The sequence below is a fragment of the Parapedobacter brassicae genome (assembly GCF_051400755.1).
Lineage (GTDB): Bacteria > Bacteroidota > Bacteroidia > Sphingobacteriales > Sphingobacteriaceae > Parapedobacter.
In genome coordinates this window covers 1011992-1028385 of record NZ_JBLFFL010000001.1, presented here as the reverse complement: position 1 = coordinate 1028385, position 16394 = coordinate 1011992, and the positions used below count along the sequence as shown (strand labels likewise).

The window sequence follows — 16394 nt, the reverse complement described above, 5'->3', positions numbered from 1 at the left end:
TCCAACATGAGCGTTTTTTATTTTGTAGCCTTCCTGTCGATAATCTTTGCGCTGATGACCATCTTTGCCAAGAATCCGGTGCATAGCGTACTGTACTTGGTGATCACGTTTTTTACCTTCACGGTGCATTATATCCTGTTGAATGCACAATTTCTTGCCGTGGTCAATTTCATTGTATACATGGGCGCGATCATGGTCCTTTTCCTGTTTGTATTGATGCTGCTCAATCTCAATAAAGATACCGAGCCGTTGAAATCCAACTTGGTGAAAATCATGGGTGTGATCGCCGGCTTATGCTTGGTGGTCACCTTGGCAGGGTCGTTTAGGGTTTTGGAAGTCTCGGAACCGATCGTGCTGAAAAACCCTGATATCGGATTGGTGGGCAATCTGGGGCGGGTGTTGTTTAGTGAGTTCCTTCTTCCGTTTGAAATTTCGTCGATTTTATTGTTGACCGCCATGGTTGGAGCGGTATTGTTGGCCAAAAACGATCCAAAGCAAGCATAAATGGAGACTATCGTACAACATATGCAGGGTGTTCCGCTGAATCATTATATCCTGTTTTGCAGCCTAATTTTTACCATCGGTGTCATTGGCGTGCTGATTCGCCGCAACGTCATCATCATCATGATGTCTGTGGAGCTGATGCTTAATTCGGTGAATCTGTTACTGACCGCGTTCTCGGCCTATAGCGGCGACGCATCCGGACAGGTATTTGTGTTCTTTATCATGGCGTTGGCCGCGGCTGAAGTGGCCGTGGGATTGGCCATTATCGTGATGGTGTATCGCAATACCCGATCGGTGGATATCAATGCATTGAACCGCTTGCGGGGGTGATTGGGATTTCGGACTGGACACGGATAACACAGATTGAGCAGGATGCGATATTAATTTGAAGATTTGAACTACTAAAAACATGATAGCGTTAATTTGGTTGATCCCACTACTACCCTTGATTGGCTTCTTGATCAATGGACTCGGCAGGAACGTATTGCCAAAATCGTTGGTTGGAATGATCGGTAGCGGTGTGGTATTGGCATCCTTTCTATTGAGTTGCGGGGTGTTTTCAGTGGTGTATGCGGCCCGCCAAGCCGGAGAAGCGGCCACGTTTACCCAGCCGGTTTTTGACTGGATCAGCGCGGGCAACCTGCAGGTTTCGCTGTCATTTTTGGTCGACCCTTTGAGCGCCATTATGCTGCTTATCGTCACCGGTATAGGCTTCCTGATCCATGTCTATTCCACGGGCTACATGAAACACGATGCCGGATTCGCTAAGTTTTTCGCCTTCCTCAACTTGTTTATTTTCTTCATGCTATTGCTGGTGCTGGGCTCCAATTACATCGTGATGTTCATCGGCTGGGAAGGTGTGGGGCTTTGCTCATACCTGCTGATCGGTTTTTGGTTCAAGAATTCGGCGTATGCCAGTGCGGCTAAGAAGGCTTTTGTGATGAACCGCATCGGCGATCTGGGTTTTCTCCTGGCGGTGTTTCTGATTTTTACCACCTTCGGGACCCTGGAGTTTGCAGGGATATTTCCGCAGGCGGCCAATAGGACGATGGGCGATACCACCCTGTTGTTGATTACGTTGTTGCTGTTTATCGCCGCTACGGGTAAGTCAGCCCAGATCCCGTTGTTTACCTGGCTGCCGGACGCGATGGCTGGTCCTACTCCGGTGTCAGCGTTGATCCACGCCGCTACAATGGTTACTGCCGGTATCTACATGATTGCCCGCTCCAATATTCTGTTTACGCTTTCTCCCATCACCCTTCAGGTAGTGGCCGCCATTGGTATCTGTACAGCGTTGCTGGCGGCGGCTATTGCCATTACACAGAATGATATCAAGAAGGTGCTGGCTTATTCAACGGTATCGCAGCTGGGCTACATGTTTCTGGGACTGGGAGTAGGGGCGTTCACGGGTGCTTTTTTCCATGTCATCACCCACGCTTTTTTCAAAGCATTGTTGTTTTTGGGTGCGGGTTCGGTGATTCATGCCATGAGCGATGAACAGGATATGCGCAGCATGGGGGGACTGAAAAAGCAGCTGCCCATAACCTATTTGACCATGCTGATCGGTACCATCGCCATCGCCGGTATTCCACCTCTTTCGGGTTTTTTCTCCAAAGACGAGATATTAGCCCACGCATTCGCTGATAGTAAGCTCCTATGGGCACTCGGACTTGTCGGTGCGCTGTTTACGGCGTTTTATATGTTCAGGATGCTATTCCTGACATTCTTCGGCCGGTTCAGGGGTACTGCCGAGCAGGCAAGTCACTTGCACGAATCGCCGGCCTCCATGACGGTTCCGCTCATTATACTGGCGGTATTGGCCGCCGTCGGTGGATTCCTTAATGTGCCGGCTGCATTGGGCGGCGGCCATGCATTGGCGGAGTTCCTTGCTCCCGTGTTTGCGGATTCGGTCGCCAAAACCGGCGCATTCCATTTGGACCATCGTACCGAATACATCCTCATGGGGGTATCGGCATTGGCCGCGGTGGTGATGGCCTTGATGGCCTACCAGCGGTATGTTGCCAAGTCGAACATACCGGTTGCGGACGACGTGCCCCGCGGGCTGCTGGCCCGGCTTTCATATCGCAAATTTTATGTGGATGAAGTATATGATGCGGTGGTTGTGCGTCCGTTGAATGCCATATCGGTGTTCCTTTACCGTGCCATGGATAAGGTGGGCATTGATGGGTTGGTCAACAGCCTGGGCAAAACCGCAGTGGAGTCAGCAAAGGGTATCCGGCTGTTGCAGAGCGGCAATGTCGGGTTTTATATCTTTATGATGGTCATCGCCGTGGTGGCGCTTTTGGCCTACGGTATTTTTAACGGTTAATCGAGACGAAGTTATATCGCGTACATGGACAATCTACTTATACTACTATTACTTCCGGTCCTTGGAGCATTGGTGCTCGCCTTTGTACAGCAGGCAAAAACAGCGAAACAGTTGGCTCTGTTGGTATCATTGGTTTCGTTGGGACTCACGATCCCGTTTTTGGTAAACTTCGTGCCCGATGCCAGTATGCAGTTTGAGCAACGGTTTGCTTGGATCCCGTCGTTGGGTATTCATTTTCATATCGGCATCGATGGTATTAGCTTGCCCTTGTTATTGTTGACAAACGGGCTGGTGCCGCTGATTATTTTGTCGGCGTTCAGCTATGATTACAAAGGCGGTTTCTATGCCCTCGTCTTATTTATGCAGGCGGGGTTGCTGCTGGTGTTCACCGCGCTGGATGCGTTTGCATTCTATGTGGGCTGGGAGATCGCTTTAATACCTATTTACTTTATTTGCGCGCTTTGGGGCGGCGAAAACCGCATTCGGGTAAACCTTAAGTTTTTTATCTACACATTTTTAGGCAGCTTGCTGATGCTGGTGGCCATCATCTATCTGCATGTGCAGGTACCGACCGGCGATTATGCGCTGACGTCTTTTTATCAGTTGGCATTGGATTCCAGTACACAGCGTTGGATTTTCTGGGCGTTTTTTCTGGCGTTTGCCATTAAGATGCCAATCTTTCCATTCCATACCTGGCAACCCGATACCTATACGGAGGCCCCTACTGCGGGTACGATGCTCTTGGCGGGCATTATGCTCAAGATGGGCGTATACGGTGTCATCCGCTGGCTGATACCGGTGGCCCCCCTTGGTTTTGCCGCCTATGGACAGTTGGCAATGGTACTGTGCATCATCGGGGTGGTTTACGCATCCATCATCGCATTCAAGCAGCGCGATGTAAAACGGCTGGTCGCTTATTCATCCATTGCCCACGTCGGCTTGATCGGTGCGGGCATTTTTGCCTGGAACGTACAGGGTGTACAGGGTGCCATCATCCAGATGGTCAACCACGGGATCAGCGTGGTGGGGCTGTTCTTTGTGCTGGATATCGTCGCACGGAGGCTGGGCACACGAGACCTAGCCGCCATGGGGGGTATCGCAAAACCGGCCCCAGCATTGGCCATCATGTTTCTGGTGATCGTGATGGGTGCGGTGGGCCTTCCGCTTACCAACGGCTTTATCGGTGAGTTTCTGTTATTGATGGGGGTTTATGAATACGGCATTTGGTACGCCGTCTTTGGTGGGCTTACCCTGATTTTGGGGGCGGTCTACATGCTGCGGATGTACCAAAAGGTGATGTTGGGTGATGTAAATGCCCAAACCGCCATTTTTGCCGATATCAAGGGTTCGGAGTACGTGGTGTTGGCCGTGGTGGTGATATTGGTCATTGGCATTGGTGTATATCCCAAACCGCTATTGCATCTTTCAGAGGCAGCGGTGACAGGCCTTATCGATCAGGTGGGGTTGATTGGCAAAAATTAAAAAAAGCATATTCCGGCGGTTCGATTACCTCCGGGAGATTACGATAATAAACATAACATGAGTGCGATTATTACGCTGTCTTTATTAGCCATATTGGTGCTGTATTTGGGACTGTTCAACGCCAAGAGGGCGCTTTTGCCCGTTTCCCTGTTGGGCCTTATCGCTACGCTACTGCTCTGTGCGGCGCAATGGGGGATAGATGCTCAGCCTTTATACGACGGGATGGTGCTTTTTGATCATTACGCGGTCGCTTTTTCGGCGCTGTGTATCGTGGTGACGGCGTTGGTCGTGCTCCTATCCAAGGACTATTTTGATGCGGCTAGCACACACGTAGCCGAATATTATGCGCTCATCCTTTTTTCGTTGACGGGTGCTTTGCTGGTGGCCTCTTTTCACAACCTGGCGATGCTGTTTATCGGCATTGAGATCATGTCTGTTGCGCTGTATATTCTTGCGGGCATCCGCAAGAAGGATTTCGCTTCCAATGAGGCGGCACTCAAGTACTTCCTGATGGGCGCATTTTCTACCGGGTTCCTGCTGTTTGGCATTACACTCTTGTACGGTGCCAGCGGTTCGTTCGATTTGGCCGCGATAAAGGAATATGTGGTGTCCAATCCACAGGCCATTTCGCCGTTGTTTTATGCCGGTATCTTGTTATTGATTGTAGGCTTGGGCTTTAAGGTCGGTGCGGCACCCTTTCATTTTTGGACGCCGGATGTGTATGATGGTGCCCCGATATTGATGACGACATTCATGAGTACCGTCGTCAAGACGGCTGCCTTTGCCGGATTTCTTCGTTTGTTTTACTTTTGCTTCGTCCCCTTACAGGATTTCTGGGAGCCGGTGTTGCTCGTGATCACGATTATTACTCTTTTTGTAGGCAACATCACAGCAATCGCGCAACAAAGCTTCAAACGCATGCTCGCGTATTCGAGTATCTCCCATGCGGGGTATATGCTGTTTGCCATCGTCGCCATTGGTCCAGCTGCCGCCGGATCTGTGCTCGTATATGCCGGGGCATATTCCTTGGCATCGGTAGTCGCTTTCGCGGTGCTCATTTTGGTCAAGCGGGCTACCGGAAGCGATCATTTTGAGGCATTCAATGGCTTGGCTAAGAAAAACCCTTACCTCTCAGCGGCCCTTGCTATTGCTATGCTTTCATTAGCCGGCATTCCGCTTACGGCTGGTTTCATCGGCAAATTTATGATGTTTTCCGGCGTACTAGCCGATTATCAGGTTGTATTGGTCATCCTTGCCGCGGTCAATGCAGCGATGGGTATCTTTTATTACTTCCGTGTGATCGTAGCCATGTATTTCAAACCGATGGACCGCGATGCGGTGACCATGACGGTTCACTACAAGACCGTACTGTTGGTGGCGGTTTTGGTCACGCTGGTGTTGGGCATATACCCGGCCATATTGGTAGACCTCATTTAGCTATTGCTGTTGCGTGCTGATGTGTTCCGAAGCTTCTACGGCTTGCGGGGTGTCAAGCGAAGGATCCTGCCTCACGTCCGTCGTTTCTTCAAATATATGTCCATCTTCATAGCCCACGGATACATACACCGATAAGTGCTGTTTGGTATTGCCTCTGAATGTCCCTTTTACCGGGCTACAGTCGTTGAAGTTGCGTCCGACAGCCAATTTAACGTGCGTGTTGGTAACCCATACGTTATTGGTCGGGTCGATACCCGCCCATCCATAGCCCGGGATATACGCCTCTACCCAAGCATGGGTAGCACCCTGACCACGCATGCCATTTTTATTCGGACAAATATATCCGCTCACATAACGGCTGGGAATACTCATGGTGCGGAGTATTTGCAACATCAGGTGTGCAAAGTCTTGGCAGACGCCCGATTGATGTTCTAAAATCTCGTCAACGGTAGTTTCGATGGTGGTAATGCCTTTTACATATTTAAAGCGCTTGAAAACGTATTCGCCACATTTCTCAACAACTGCCGCCACACTATTCCTATCGGTGATAAGGTCAGCCACGATGGCGTCAACCGCTTGTTGGTTGCCTATGCGGTCGGGATAAGTCAGTTCAATAAGGCCGAGGTGGTTAGCCACTTCCGCTTGCAGCTGGTTGAAATCGCTATGGAAATCGATGTGCAATTGATTGGATGATGTCGTGCGTATAATAACCTTGCTTTCAATGGAGAGCGCCTTGTGTGGTAGAATAACAGAAAACTGCCCACACTTATTACGCCAGTAGTCGTAGAAGATATGTACATCAGGCGTGTGGGAGATGTTTAATTCCAATTGCAGGATTTCCTGTTCGGCACAGGCATACGGAAAGACGCGGATTTCATTGACACTATCCACTACAGGATGGTCATACTCGTATTTGGTAATATGGTGGATTTTAAAGATAGCCATTTGTCGTTTTTTTCAAGCGCTAAGCTAATAGGAGAAGAAGACTTTTTCAAACTGGTTATGAAAGGTCAGCAACTCATTGCGCAATTCCTTGAAAAATACCCGGAGGTCCATGGTTTCCAGTCGTTCCGGGTCCATATATTTAATCCTGCTATATAAGCGGCCAAATGTACGCATTAATGCCAATTTTTCGCTGGAGTCATTGTCGCTGATGACGTCCCGCAGGTATCGGCTTATCCGCGTGAGCGAAAAAATCACTGAATGGGGGTAGTCATCGTTGAGTAACACCTGATGTAGAATGTTGTTGTTATGCTTGAATGTACGGTACGTTTTGAGATACACTTCATACCCCGCAAGCGACATCAACAGAAAACGCCATTGCGTAATATCGCGTTCTTCCTGCATGTCATACCCAAACTGCTGGCATTGCTTGTCGGTGATGACGATGGTTTCCATGCTCCGTTCGAGATATTTCCCCAGCTTCATAAAATCCCATCCGATCCCGCGTTGCATCGTGATGTCTGCGACACCGGCGTACAATACACTTTGCCGCATCAGTTGGTCGACGATTTCCAGTGCTTCGGGACCTGACAGTTTTTGATTCAGGTACGATTTGTTGGTGAGGTGGTACATGGAGTTGACCGCCTCCCACAGTTCCTTGGTGATGTGATTCTGCACACCGCGGGCGTTTTCCCTCGCCCTCGCGACGATGGTTTTGATGGAGTTGGGGTTGCTGGCGTCGGTTAAGATTTTCTTCAGTACCGCATCCGGCTGTTTTTCAATTTGGACGATCTCCGTATCGGACAACTGTGCGAATATCTCCAATATCGGTTTCCAGGTGGTGTTTCCGATCACATCGTTGTCCAACGAAATGATATAATGGCTGCGTATGACACGGAGGACACTCTGTGTGCGTTCCATATATCGGTTTAACCAAAAAAGAGAGTCGGCTATTCTACTGAGCATATTAGTGATAATAGGATTCTGGGGTTAATCATCAACGATCCAGGTATCTTTGCTTCCGCCTCCTTGAGAGGAGTTGACCACCAGCGATCCCTTCTTGAGCGCTACCCGGGTAAGTCCGCCAGGCACCAATTTGATGCCTTTGGGACCATATAGCGCATACGGCCTGAGATCGACGTGGCGAGGTTCTACTTTGCCATTGATGAAGCAAGGAACCGTAGACAGCTGCACGATGGGTTGAGCGATATAGTTACGGGGATTGTTTTCGATAATGACTTTAGCCTTCAACCATTCTTTTTCGCTGATGGTGTTGCCCATGACCATGCCGTAGCCACCCGATTGGTTGGTGTTTTTGATGACCATGTTGCGGTAGTTTCCCAGCACATGCTGCATGGCATCGGGGTCGCTCAATTGATAGGTGGGCACGTTTTGCAAGATGGGCTGTTCATTGAGATAATAGCTGATCATCTCGGGTACGTACGCATAAACGGCTTTATCATCTGCCACACCGTTACCAAGCGCATTGACGATGGCCACATTGCCTTTCCGATAGGCACCGATAAGACCCGGCACGCCGAGCACACTATTTTTGATGAACACCAATGGGTCTAAATACTCATCATCCAAACGCCGGTAGATGACATGTACTTGCTCCAATCCTTTGGTGGTTTTCATGTACACTTTATGATTCTCTACCACCAAGTCCTTCCCTTCTACCAGGTCGACGCCCATCTGGCGCGCGAGGAAAGAGTGTTCATAGTACGCCGCGTTGTAAATGCCCGGCGTAAGCAGGACTACACGGGGATTTGATATGTGGGTAGACGCCAATTCGAGTAATATTTCATGCAGGAGCACCGGAAAATGACTGATCCGCCGTACATTGTTTGAGGACAACATGTCGGGAAAGATCCGCTTCGTCACCTCGCGGTTTTCGAGCATATAACTCACACCGGAGGGTGTGCGGAGATTGTCTTCCAACACATAGAACTTTCCGTCGCTGCCACGGATGAGGTCGATGCCCGAGATATGCACATAGATATCATAAGGAACTTTTATCCCAAAAACCTCTCGTTTATAATGCGGACAGGAAGCAATCAGGCTAGCCGGCACAATGCCATCATGTAAGATCTGCTGCTCATGATAGATGTCCTTTATAAACAGGTTTAATGCTTTCAGGCGCTGTTCGATGCCTTGCTCAATTTGTCGCCATTCGGATCCGGTGATGATGCGGGGGATGATATCGAAGGGGAAGATCCGTTCAATCCCTTGATCATTGTCATACACCGTGAATGTGATCCCTTGGTTCATGAACAATTCGCTGGCAATGTTGTGTTTGCTGCTTAAGCTATCGGTATCTAACTGTTGTAGGCTAGCAAATACAGACGAATATTGCTTCCTAACGGCTTTGGAGTCATACATCTCATCCCAATTATCGGGTTTACAAGCGTAATCCTTTAAAAAATGCTCGGTTTTCATGGCTACAGGATTGTTTTGGATGACGAATTAAACACACTCTTACCGATTGGCTAATAAATTCCATAAAGATAAATTTTTTTTACACTTTGAGGGGTGTAGATTTATATTTTGGAATAAAAATTTTGAAAGAATAGGGTTTTGGATGAAAATATGAGTTGATTATGGAGAAATTGGTTGGCGGTGCATGCTAATATATAAAAAAAACCGTCCCGATTATATCGGGACGGCCGCCCCAATGGGGTTAGGGGCTATCAACCTAAACCTATTCCCATAATAGCCAAAAGAATGCCAAACTTTTTGATTTTTCTAAACCGATGCTTTTTTCTGCAAAAAAAAATGCGGGTTTGGTGCGCATGGTGTTTTTTAGAGGAGTTTACAGTTGGCTTCTGGTGATCTTGCCCTTAATAATGTACAGTTTCATGATAGCGGTTTTGTCGACGATGGTATCGCCGAAGTATTCCGGATTGCAGGCACGCAAGATAAGCTTGGCGGCATCCTGATGCGGATAGAGTAGTTTCACCGTAACGATGTTATTGGCGCGCTCGTTGGTGATGACCAGATAAGCCTCACCCCATAGCAATACATCTAAGTTGGTGATTTCCTTTACAGCGATGATCTCCCCATTGGCAAAGCGCGGATACATGCTATCTCCATAGACTGGCAGGTACGCCGTACAGTCATTGAAAGGGCGATAGTCTATATAGTATTCTGGTGTACCATTAGCAAAGAGATTCAATAGGGGCTGTCTTAATTCGGCCAGGTTTACTTCGTAGTAGGGTACCGTCCCCACCGGCTCTGCAGGTGGTATGCTGCGGAGGGAAACCACTTTTTGATACTGATGGACACCGAGTGTTTTTTCGCCTTTGCCCGAGCTCAAGTAAGCGGTATTGATGCGGTGATAATCGATAATATCTTTTGCTAATCTTTTTCCAAGTTTACGTTTGTTGTTTTCGATTGCCGATCCATTATTGAAGCTTTTCATCAACGGGCCATAAAATTCCTCTACCGTCATCCCCAAGGAATTTCGAATCTCTTTTAGTCGCTGCCCAATTTTTTCTGACTGTAAATCAATACTATCCGTAGATTTTAGCATGAAACTATAGATTTGATATTGTTTTTAGTATCAAAAGATACTATATTTGGAATACTGAACAATAAAAGAAAAAAAACCAGCTAAACTGCTTTCGCCTGCAAGTTACAAAAACTAGGTAAGAAAGCAAGATAGACGGCCCTGAACACCGATGACATCATACGATTATGGAAACACCAAAAAAACAATCCATCACAGCACCAGCCTATCTTGGTGAAGAAATTCAACAACTTGTAGAAATCATTATCAACACGCTGCTTGTCGAAAAAATTATTTGCTTTGGAAGTATTGTGCAACGCGTCGTCCGGAAAAGCTGCTTCGAAGAGGCGGTATGTGAATCACCGGTTGTCAAAAACAGTTATTCCCTCCTGATTATCCCAGCTTTATCTAACACAAGCGACGGATTGGCTATTGAGCAACAGGTAGAAGAAGCATGCCGCCCCTGTGCCGATGTAACCGCCATCGTCCATACCATGGATGACGTAAACAGCGCATTGTGTCATGGCAGTGGATTCTTTTCAGCTATTTATAAATACGGAGCACTGATCCATGACCAGCAGGAAACCGCCTTTGCCACACCGGGTGAGCAGGGCTATATCCAAGAGCGGGTCGCTAAGCGTGAACGCTTTTGGGATCGGCGGCACGCATTGGCCGAGGGATTTATTCAAGGTGCCGCATTCTTTTGTACAAAGGTGCAACCATCTCTTGGCGTATGCATGCTGCACCAGGCGATGCAACATTGCTATGCCGGTATGCTCCGTGTGATGACAGGATACCGTACCGGCAGCCAGCAGTTGAATAGGTTACAGCGGCTCATCGAGGCCACTCTGTCTTTTCCATCCATTCTTCTCCCCCGGCATACGACAGAAGACACGCGTCTTAGCGAAGTATTAATGAAAGGGCACGGCGTTGCCCACTATGATCATACCCTTTCGGTTTCCATAGAGGATCTAGCCGAGCTTATCGACCGTGTTTCTACGATTATTGCGGCTGCCGACCAACATTGCCGGAAACGACTGCAACAGCTCAAAGAAGGCGATATCGCCTACATTCGATAACCATTTAACCCATTGCCATTATGAACATCGATCCCACCGAACTCAGTGTGGCGCAACAAGCAGCGTTGCGCCACATGACAAAAGCAATCATTAAGCAAATAGACACCGTTTTTATTTTTTGCTTTGCCCTGCAACGGCACGAATCGCTGCATACACATTGTTTTACGCAGAGAACAAGCAAGCGGTGGTTTAAAGCAGATATCTTGTTGGTATACAGTGATGATGAAGAGCGTAGCCTACACGATATCCAACACCTAGCCAATAACCTTGGCGATGCGGAGCATCAGTATACGGCAGTAGTGGTGAGCCATACCACAGCAATGCAGCATTTGGCTTCCGGAGATGCGTTCGTATGTACGATCTTCCGCCATGGTGCCTTATTGTACAGCCAAAAGACAGCGTTGCCCGGACGGCAAGGGTTTGTTTGTCATGAAACACTATTGCAAAAGACACGTGAAGGCTGGCGACGCTGGTTTACCAATAGCTGTCAATTTATGGATTGCGCGGTGTACTGCATCGTTGAAGGCAATTTTGGTATGGCATTATTTATGGTACACCAAACCGTAGAGCAAGCCTGCAAAGCGATCCTTAAAGTAATGCTGTATATGCGTCCATGCACGCACAATTTAGCGTGGATGCTTAAGCTATGTGGTGGAGTGGAGCCAGCGATTGACCGCGTTTTTCCGAAAGACAATCCCCAGGATAAGGCGCTTTTCAATTTGCTCAAAGACAGCTATAACGATAGCAGGTATGCAGCGGGCTTTGAGGTCAAAGAAGAAGAAGCATGGGCACTCTATTACCGCGCGTCTACGCTATTACGCATAGCAGGCGAATTGTGCAACCGTCGTATTGGGGAGATGGAAGCGCTGACGGGCACACACCCACAGCAAATGGAAAACGCAGCCTCACGGATCACGTATAGGGCAACATAAAAGAGAACATCGCTCCCTTTTGGGGTTGGTTCTGCACAGTAATGGAGCCACCGTGGTGCCTGATAATTTGTGCAGCAATGTACAGCCCCAGTCCCATGCCAGGGTAGGTCGGCATATTTGCATCGTTGACCCGGAAAAAGCGATCGAATACGTGGTTTAAGGAAGCAGTCGGTATTCCTACACCGTGGTCTCCAACACTTATTTTCAATTGTTTTGCATCCACAGTCGCAGTGCTAACCGTGATTCGCCCCCCGGGGGAAGAAAATTTTATCGCATTCGATAAAAGATTGCCCAACGCCTGTCCGATGCGATGACGATCGGCCCATATCGGCTTAATCGGCACCGTGTCCAATACGATTTGATGATCTTGACTAAGCAGGCGAAATTCGTTGACACGTTCGGCAACCAACTCATTGATGTCAAAATGCTCCTTAATAAGCGGCAGGTCGCCTTCTGTGATGGTGGACGAATCCAATAGGTTACTGATTAAGGTTGCCATTCGGTCTACATGATGGCGCAATTTATTCATCAATGCTATTTTCTTTGAATCCCCCAGTTGGAGCAACTCCCGCATCAGCAGTTGTGCGTATGCTTTGATGCCTGTGAGTGGGGTATTCAATTCATGGCTGGCGATGTTGATGAATTCATCCTTCAAATGCTCCGTTTTTTTACGCTCAGTGATATCCTTGAATAATACGGCTACTTGCCGTTGTTCGGCCAGGCCCACGCGAAACGCATACACTTCATACCATCGGCGCAGCTGCGCAGCACGATTTTCGAAACGGATGGGCTCGCCGGTGAGCGCCACCTTGCCATAGATCTCAAACCAGTGGTCCTCGTGCAAGGGTGCGATCTCGCGCATGGTTCGGCCCACTGCATTTTTGATATCGGTCTGTCGCCTAAACGCATCATTGGTTTCCAAGAAGCGATAATCATATGGATGTTGGTGGGCATCAAACATCACTTCAATCAGGCAGAAACCTTCATCAATCGAATTGAACAATTTATGATATTTTTCTTCCAATGCGGAAGTGGGTGTTTCTGCTGGCATTAGGTCCACATGCGGGTGTATCACCGTATCGATGCCTGTCGCTGTAGGCCTGATCGTTACGCGGTACCATCCCGAAAAAGCGGGGATGTAATCAACAAGTATGCGGGGCATCCCATCGTGCATGGAGCACCTATACAGGCTGCCTAAAGGTGTGGCTTCGAGTTCGGGAAAAATCTCCCAAACCAATCTCCCAACCAAATCTTCGGCGTTCTTTTGCAGGGCACGGAAAACCCGCCCATTGGCGTAGGTGCACTGCCAATGCCGATCAAAAGATAACGCGCTCGCTGGTGAATCATAACGATAGGTAGTTACTGCTGTCCATGGGTCATCGATTTTATCCGGATACCTCGGTGTGAGAGACGGAATAGGGGTGTGATCTTTATAAAAGAACAATGGGTTGTCGATTAACTGTTGCTTCATATCTGGTATTATTTCAGCATGCCGTACAAATGGGTGTCTGTACGTGCATTTACAGATAAGACAATCAGCTGACCGATTTGTTTTTCCGGTGTTAACGTTTTGTAAAGTCAATCCCAAGATGCGCCGGACTCCCTTGTCACTCATCCCTTAGGCTGTCGACCGGGTTGGCCATGGCCGCCCGTATTGCCTGCCAGCTTACCGTCAGTAAGGCAACGACCGCCGCCGCCAATCCCGCTGCGGCAAACATCCACCATTGGATTTCGATGCGATAGGCAAAGTCTTCCAGCCAAGCATTCATCGCCCACCAAGCGATGGGAGAGGCGATGACCACGGCGATCAACACCAATTTGAGGAAGTCTTTGGAAAGCAATGCTACAATACCCGCTGCCGTTGCTCCCAATACCTTGCGGATACCGATTTCCTTGGTACGCTGATATGCCGTGAGCGTGGCTAAGCCGAATAAACCAAGGCAACTGATGAGGATGGTGATGACCGTGGCGAGGTTGATGAGCTTGCCAATCTGCCGCTCCTGCTTGTACATCGCTTCGAGAGTTTCATCGTAAAACTGATAATGGTATGTATCGGCAGGATAAAACAGTGCCCATTTTTCACCTATAGCCTTTAGTGTCGCCTGCCACCGGGACGGGTCGCGACTGTCCAGTTTGATATTGAACGAGGACAGGTTTGGTTTTTCGGTTGCCATGACCACAGGAGTAATCGGGGTGTAGAAATCCTGCGTATGGAAATCCTTCACCACACCTGCGATGGCATGCGGGCTGTTTCCGCGCTGCCCGATGAACTGCCCGACGGCATCGTTGGGGTTGACAAACCCAAAAGCCTTCGCTGCGGTTTCATTGATGATAAATTCGTTCACCGTATCCGAAGCCCGGATGTTCCGGCCGGCAAGCAGTTCCATTTGATATAACTGCAGATAGGCTGTGTCCATGAATTTTTTGTAGGCAATGATCTCTACGGGGCCTTTCCCATCGGGCGCATATCCAAAGGGACTGGACGAATAACCGGAAGATAACGGGGCAGAACCGAGGGCCACATCAGTGACACCTGGAATCTCCCGGAGCTCGTGAAGCAGCGTAAACTGTTTATCCTGATAGCGAGTATCCTCGGTGAATACGTATTTCCAGGGTATCGAAGCCAGCACGATGGCGTCTTTGTTGAAGCCCATGTCGGCCTTGAGCGTATGGCGCAGCTGGGTACCTACGATGATGGCACTGGTAATGAAGGCCAGCGCGATGGTGAACTGGAATACGATCAACACGCGTTGCAGGCTGAATCCATTAGCCGCTGTCGATGCCGCAAAGAAATTCTTGAAAACGGAGACTGTTTTTACCCGCGTGATCAACCAACCGGGATAAAGCCCTGCCAAGAGCGTGACGAGCAGCACAAGGCTTAGCATAAACCCAATGAGTAGAAATGCGTCGTCCGCCGGTGTGACCCCCACGGGGATGATGTCATCCAAAAGCCGGAATGCCAGCCGACCCAAGCCGAAGGCTAGCACCGAAGCTGCCAGGGCTGTCAGCAGCGTTTCAGAGAGAAACTGGCCGATCAGCTGCCATCTGCCCCCACCGAGGGTTTTCCGCACGCCGATTTCCTTGCCGCGTTGCGGGATCTGCGCTACGCTCATATTGATGTAGTTGATGCACGCAAGGATCAGCAAAAATACGCCGATGCCGATCAGCCCATACATGACAGGCTTACTCGTCTTGCTTACCCCATAATCCGAAACCTGTGTGGCAAAATGGACCTCCCCGATGTGCAGCAATTCGTATGATCTGGCCCGTTTCGGCACATTCATATTTCCCTGACTCTTCCGTTCCTCTTCAAAAGCGCTCCAATGCCGGGCGTCAAGTTCATTGATCTCGCGCAATTTCGCTTTTACGTCTATGCCATCACTGAACTGCAGATAAAGCCTGTCAGTGCCATTGGTGTTGGTCCACATATTCGCTTCGTACGCCGTTTTAGGCAATACGAAAAACTCCTGTGCAGTAAACTCTGAGGGCGTGTAATAATCGGCCACGACTCCGGTAACCGTCCGTATGACCGTATCCCGCTTATCCTGTCCATAATAAGTGATGGTCCTATTGAGGATATCGTCTGGTTTGGAGCCAGGGAAGTAACTATTGGCCCTGCTTTCGGTGAGTACCACGCTTTCGGGAGCATCCAACGCCGTGCGTTTATCGCCGGCAAGCCACGTATAAGGGAGCATTTCGAAATAGGATGCTTGGGTCGCGGCGATACGGTCAGGTTCCTCTTGAATGAAAGGCGGTTGGTTTTCCCGTTTGATTTCAATACTAAATACATTGTGCTGGATGAATACCGGTACCACCTGTTCGACCCCGGTGATCTCTTCCTCGATACCTTGATACAACGGCGCTGACACCCCGCCCATCGCGGATTCCTTGCCTTCCCTGTTAAACGCGCTGATGACCTTGTAGATACGATCGCTACTAGGCAATTGGGCATCGTAGCTAAATTCGTAATCCACGATGCGATAAATGACCCAGCAGGCGCTGATGCCGATGGCGAGCCCTAATATATTCAACACCGTGAAAAGACGGTTGCGCCACAGGTGGCGGAGCGTGGTTTTGAAGTAGTTCTTTATCATTTTTTCAGTGTTCTGTGGTCAGTGACCTTCATGGTTATTAATCATTCATCGTAGACCTCTTTATTCTTCGTATCCTTGCTCTTTTAT

Annotated in this window: 13 protein-coding genes; 7 read left to right on the top strand and 6 right to left on the bottom strand. The window is 48.9% G+C overall.

Features of this window, described 5'->3' with window-relative positions; genetic code table 11:
- Positions 1 to 6: 6 nt before the first annotated feature.
- The 5 genes from ACMGDE_RS04025 (at position 7) to ACMGDE_RS04005 (ending at position 5752) form a co-directional block, all read left to right on the top strand.
- Positions 7 to 504, top strand: a complete 498-nt coding sequence (locus tag ACMGDE_RS04025; RefSeq protein ID WP_436831471.1) for an NADH-quinone oxidoreductase subunit J family protein — start codon at positions 7 to 9, stop codon at positions 502 to 504.
- Positions 505 to 834: an NADH-quinone oxidoreductase subunit NuoK gene (gene nuoK, locus ACMGDE_RS04020; RefSeq protein WP_436831470.1), complete on the top strand. Its 330-nt coding sequence runs from the start codon at positions 505 to 507 to the stop codon at positions 832 to 834. It begins immediately after the preceding gene.
- A 79-nt stretch (positions 835 to 913) separates the two neighbouring features.
- A complete protein-coding gene (nuoL, locus tag ACMGDE_RS04015; protein WP_436831469.1) occupies positions 914 to 2833 on the top strand; it encodes an NADH-quinone oxidoreductase subunit L in 1920 nt (639 codons plus the stop codon).
- Positions 2834 to 2857: 24 nt separating this feature from the next.
- Complete coding sequence (locus ACMGDE_RS04010) at positions 2858 to 4315, top strand: complex I subunit 4 family protein (protein ID WP_436831468.1); 1458 nt, start codon at positions 2858 to 2860, stop codon at positions 4313 to 4315.
- 57 nt (positions 4316 to 4372) lie between these two features.
- Entirely contained in the window at positions 4373 to 5752 is a 1380-nt protein-coding gene (locus ACMGDE_RS04005) for an NADH-quinone oxidoreductase subunit N (RefSeq protein WP_436831467.1), read from the top strand.
- Here ACMGDE_RS04005 and ACMGDE_RS04000 read toward each other — a convergent pair whose 3' ends face one another.
- The 4 genes from ACMGDE_RS04000 to ACMGDE_RS03985 form a co-directional block, all read right to left on the bottom strand.
- Positions 5753 to 6697, bottom strand: a complete 945-nt coding sequence (locus tag ACMGDE_RS04000; RefSeq protein WP_436831466.1) for a transglutaminase family protein — start codon at positions 6695 to 6697, stop codon at positions 5753 to 5755. It lies immediately after the preceding gene.
- Positions 6698 to 6721: 24 nt separating this feature from the next.
- Positions 6722 to 7660 carry an alpha-E domain-containing protein gene (locus ACMGDE_RS03995; protein WP_436831465.1) on the bottom strand — a complete coding sequence of 313 codons (939 nt, stop codon included), beginning with the start codon at positions 7658 to 7660 and terminating at the stop codon, positions 6722 to 6724.
- Between the two features lie 24 nt (positions 7661 to 7684).
- The gene (locus ACMGDE_RS03990; protein WP_436831464.1) at positions 7685 to 9133 is read right to left on the bottom strand and encodes a circularly permuted type 2 ATP-grasp protein; all 1449 of its coding nucleotides are present in this window, start codon (positions 9131 to 9133) and stop codon (positions 7685 to 7687) included.
- 373 nt (positions 9134 to 9506) lie between these two features.
- Positions 9507 to 10145, bottom strand: coding sequence for a S24 family peptidase (locus ACMGDE_RS03985; RefSeq protein ID WP_436831463.1), 639 nt, complete (start codon positions 10143 to 10145; stop codon positions 9507 to 9509).
- A gap of 245 nt (positions 10146 to 10390) precedes the next feature.
- Between ACMGDE_RS03985 and ACMGDE_RS03980 the strand changes: the two genes are divergently transcribed.
- On the top strand, positions 10391 to 11281 hold the full coding sequence (locus ACMGDE_RS03980) for a hypothetical protein (protein WP_436831462.1): 891 nt from the start codon (positions 10391 to 10393) through the stop codon (positions 11279 to 11281).
- A gap of 20 nt (positions 11282 to 11301) precedes the next feature.
- The gene (locus ACMGDE_RS03975; RefSeq protein ID WP_436831461.1) at positions 11302 to 12213 is read left to right on the top strand and encodes a HEPN domain-containing protein; all 912 of its coding nucleotides are present in this window, start codon (positions 11302 to 11304) and stop codon (positions 12211 to 12213) included.
- Here ACMGDE_RS03975 and ACMGDE_RS03970 read toward each other — a convergent pair.
- Complete coding sequence (locus tag ACMGDE_RS03970) at positions 12194 to 13684, bottom strand: PAS domain-containing sensor histidine kinase (RefSeq protein ID WP_436831460.1); 1491 nt, start codon at positions 13682 to 13684, stop codon at positions 12194 to 12196. The two genes, ACMGDE_RS03975 and ACMGDE_RS03970, sit on opposite strands and share 20 nt — an antisense overlap.
- A 136-nt stretch (positions 13685 to 13820) precedes the next feature.
- A complete protein-coding gene (locus ACMGDE_RS03965) occupies positions 13821 to 16307 on the bottom strand; it encodes an ABC transporter permease (protein ID WP_436831459.1) in 2487 nt (828 codons plus the stop codon).
- Positions 16308 to 16394: the final 87 nt, after the last annotated feature.

Coding starts and splice junctions, on each gene's coding strand:
- ACMGDE_RS04000 (WP_436831466.1), bottom strand. CDS start 6,697: ATGGCTATCTTTAAAATCCACCATATTACCAAATACGAGTATGACCAT.
- ACMGDE_RS03985 (WP_436831463.1), bottom strand. CDS start 10,145: ATGACGGTAGAGGAATTTTATGGCCCGTTGATGAAAAGCTTCAATAAT.
- ACMGDE_RS03995 (WP_436831465.1), bottom strand. CDS start 7,660: ATGCTCAGTAGAATAGCCGACTCTCTTTTTTGGTTAAACCGATATATG.
- ACMGDE_RS03970 (WP_436831460.1), bottom strand. CDS start 13,684: ATGAAGCAACAGTTAATCGACAACCCATTGTTCTTTTATAAAGATCAC.
- nuoK (WP_436831470.1), top strand. CDS start 505: ATGGAGACTATCGTACAACATATGCAGGGTGTTCCGCTGAATCATTAT.
- ACMGDE_RS03990 (WP_436831464.1), bottom strand. CDS start 9,133: ATGAAAACCGAGCATTTTTTAAAGGATTACGCTTGTAAACCCGATAAT.
- ACMGDE_RS03965 (WP_436831459.1), bottom strand. CDS start 16,307: ATGATAAAGAACTACTTCAAAACCACGCTCCGCCACCTGTGGCGCAAC.
- ACMGDE_RS04005 (WP_436831467.1), top strand. CDS start 4,373: ATGAGTGCGATTATTACGCTGTCTTTATTAGCCATATTGGTGCTGTAT.
- ACMGDE_RS04025 (WP_436831471.1), top strand. CDS start 7: ATGAGCGTTTTTTATTTTGTAGCCTTCCTGTCGATAATCTTTGCGCTG.
- ACMGDE_RS04010 (WP_436831468.1), top strand. CDS start 2,858: ATGGACAATCTACTTATACTACTATTACTTCCGGTCCTTGGAGCATTG.
- nuoL (WP_436831469.1), top strand. CDS start 914: ATGATAGCGTTAATTTGGTTGATCCCACTACTACCCTTGATTGGCTTC.
- ACMGDE_RS03980 (WP_436831462.1), top strand. CDS start 10,391: ATGGAAACACCAAAAAAACAATCCATCACAGCACCAGCCTATCTTGGT.
- ACMGDE_RS03975 (WP_436831461.1), top strand. CDS start 11,302: ATGAACATCGATCCCACCGAACTCAGTGTGGCGCAACAAGCAGCGTTG.